The 2,187-nt window shown below is 27.5% G+C and carries 3 protein-coding genes; 2 read left to right on the top strand and 1 reads right to left on the bottom strand.

Annotated elements, in window-relative coordinates:
• Positions 1-99 precede the first annotated feature (99 nt).
• The gene (locus ABEY15_RS24295; protein ID WP_429892508.1) at positions 100-294 is read right to left on the bottom strand and encodes a hypothetical protein; all 195 of its coding nucleotides are present in this window, start codon (positions 292-294) and stop codon (positions 100-102) included.
• A 155-nt stretch (positions 295-449) separates the two neighbouring features.
• Here ABEY15_RS24295 and ABEY15_RS24290 point away from each other — a divergent pair, with 155 nt between their 5' ends.
• Positions 450-932 (top strand): NUDIX hydrolase, encoded by a 483-nt coding sequence (locus tag ABEY15_RS24290; protein ID WP_429892507.1) that lies wholly within the window; start codon positions 450-452, stop codon positions 930-932.
• A gap of 453 nt (positions 933-1,385) precedes the next feature.
• Positions 1,386-2,141 carry a transporter substrate-binding domain-containing protein gene (locus tag ABEY15_RS24285; protein ID WP_429892506.1) on the top strand — a complete coding sequence of 252 codons (756 nt, stop codon included), beginning with the start codon at positions 1,386-1,388 and terminating at the stop codon, positions 2,139-2,141.
• Positions 2,142-2,187: the final 46 nt, after the last annotated feature.

Here is a 2,187-nt window from a genome sequence, read left to right as displayed (position 1 = left end):
AAAAAGTACAAAAATTTATGGGGGGGATTTCCATAAATTTTTGTACTTTTTTTGTGTATAATATTAATATTATGTAAACTGTGATTTAAATGAAGCGTTTTAATTAATTATGTTGTAAATAAAATAAAAGATAAAAAAGAAAGATAATGCAGCTAAAGAGCATGTAAAAATTAAAAACATTAATGCATCCTTATATGCTGTTTCATCATATTTAACCCGAAAAGCGAAGGATTCTGATCTATGTTTTTTTAATTTTCTATATTGGCTTAAATCGATAATATTTGATTGATCCACAACACACCTCTCCTTTGTAGTACTAATATATTAATTAAATTTTAAAATATTCTAAAAAATTAGTAAAGTTGTTTTGCGAACAAATTAATAGCAAATTATGCCATAATTAATAGGAATAAAATTTACTAATATGTTTGAAAGGTAAGTGGGAAATTGTGAAATATACTTTATGTTTTATCAAACGAAATGATGAACTACTAATGTTAAATCGTATAAATCCTCCTACAATGGGAATTTGGAATGGTGTTGGTGGAAAAATTGAAAAAGGGGAAACAATCGATAGATCAGTACAAAGAGAGATTGAAGAAGAAACCGGAATACATATTGAGCAAAAAGATATAACTTATAAAGGTAAAGTGACTTGGCATGAAGAAGATGTGAATTTCGGAGGTATGTATGTATTTCTGGCCGAGGTTGCTAATAGCTTAAAATATGATACGCCTTTAAAAACAGATGAAGGAATTTTAGATTGGAAAAAAATTAATTGGGTAATAGATGAAAAAAATCAAGGAGTAGGAGAGTGTATTCCTTATTTTCTTCCAATACTATTAAATAACGAGCGAAATCATCATTATTCCTTTTATTATAAGGAAAATAAGGTTGTTGATGTAGTAATAGAAGAAGAAGTATTAATATAATAAAATAATTTATAAATGAATAATGTAATCATTTTTATGAAAATACCATTTCCACAATGGTGTTTTTTTTATGAATAATTATGAAAACGCTTAAATTTGGGGGAATTGAAGTGCTCGGTAATGAAAAATGTAGTGATTCGCGAGATTTGTCGAAAACTTTTTGAAAGGTTTGAAAAGTCTAATAACAACAATATCATTCACTTGATTGAATAAATATATAAAAATAATGAATATTAATAAAAAAATATTTTTTATAATATCCCTGTAAAATTAAGCTATATCTGATTTTTTTGTCGAAATGCTGAAAAATATAGTTGCATATTTATTAGTATGTGTTAAAATTCATTTTGTGGAATAATTATTCATTCAAAAAAAATGGTTGTTTAATAGAATACTAATAAAGATAATATAAATAATAAGTTTGAATTTTTAAAAAATTAGGGGGAAGCATTTATGAAAAAAATAGTCGGAGTTTTAGCTGCATCAGCATTATCAATTGGAATGTTATCTGCTTGTAACAAGTCAGATGATAAAACCTTAATCTTAGGAACAAGTGCGGATTATAAGCCTTATGAATTTATTGACACAAAAAATGACAAAATAGTCGGGTTTGATGTTGATTTAGCCAAAGCACTTGGTAAAAAAACTGGATACACAATTAAAGTAAAAGATATTGATTTTAACTCATTAATTACTGCGATGAATGCAGATAAAGTAGATTTTATTATGGCCGGTATGAAAAAGACACCTGAGCGTGCAAAAAATGCAGATTTCACTGAACCATACTTCACTGATCAAAATGAAATAGTTGTAAATAAGGATTCAAACATTAAAAGTGTTGAAGATTTAAAAGGAAAAACAGTCGGAGTCCAAGCTGGTTCAATTCAAGAAACAAAAGCAATTGAAGTTTCTAAAAAGATTGGATTTAAAGTTGAAAACCGTAACCGTATTCCTGAGATGGTAGAAGAATTAAAAGCTGGTAGATTTGATGCTGTTGTTATCGAACAATCTGTAGCTAGTGGATATCTAAATAAATTACCTGAAATGCAAGGGGAATTAATGCAAGATTTCTTTGAACAATCTGGTTCAGCAGTAGCTCTTCCAAAAGGTAGTAAATTAACACCTAAATTTGATAAAGCACTAAAAGAATTAAAAGAAGATGGAACTGTTGATAAACTAATTAAAAAATGGTTCGGTGAATTGAAGTAGTCCGTAAGATTTTAATAGATCAAAAGATAAACCTATAGGGTATGGC

Origin of the sequence: Gottfriedia acidiceleris (genome assembly GCF_050457485.1) — a bacterium.
GTDB lineage: Bacteria > Bacillota > Bacilli > Bacillales > Bacillaceae_G > Gottfriedia > Gottfriedia acidiceleris_D.
This window is presented reverse-complemented; position numbering and strand designations above follow the sequence as displayed.

Bases quoted from the DNA above. Each gene is read 5' to 3' on its own strand.
- ABEY15_RS24285 (WP_429892506.1), top strand. From the start codon at position 1,386: ATGAAAAAAATAGTCGGAGTTTTAGCTGCATCAGCATTATCAATTGGA.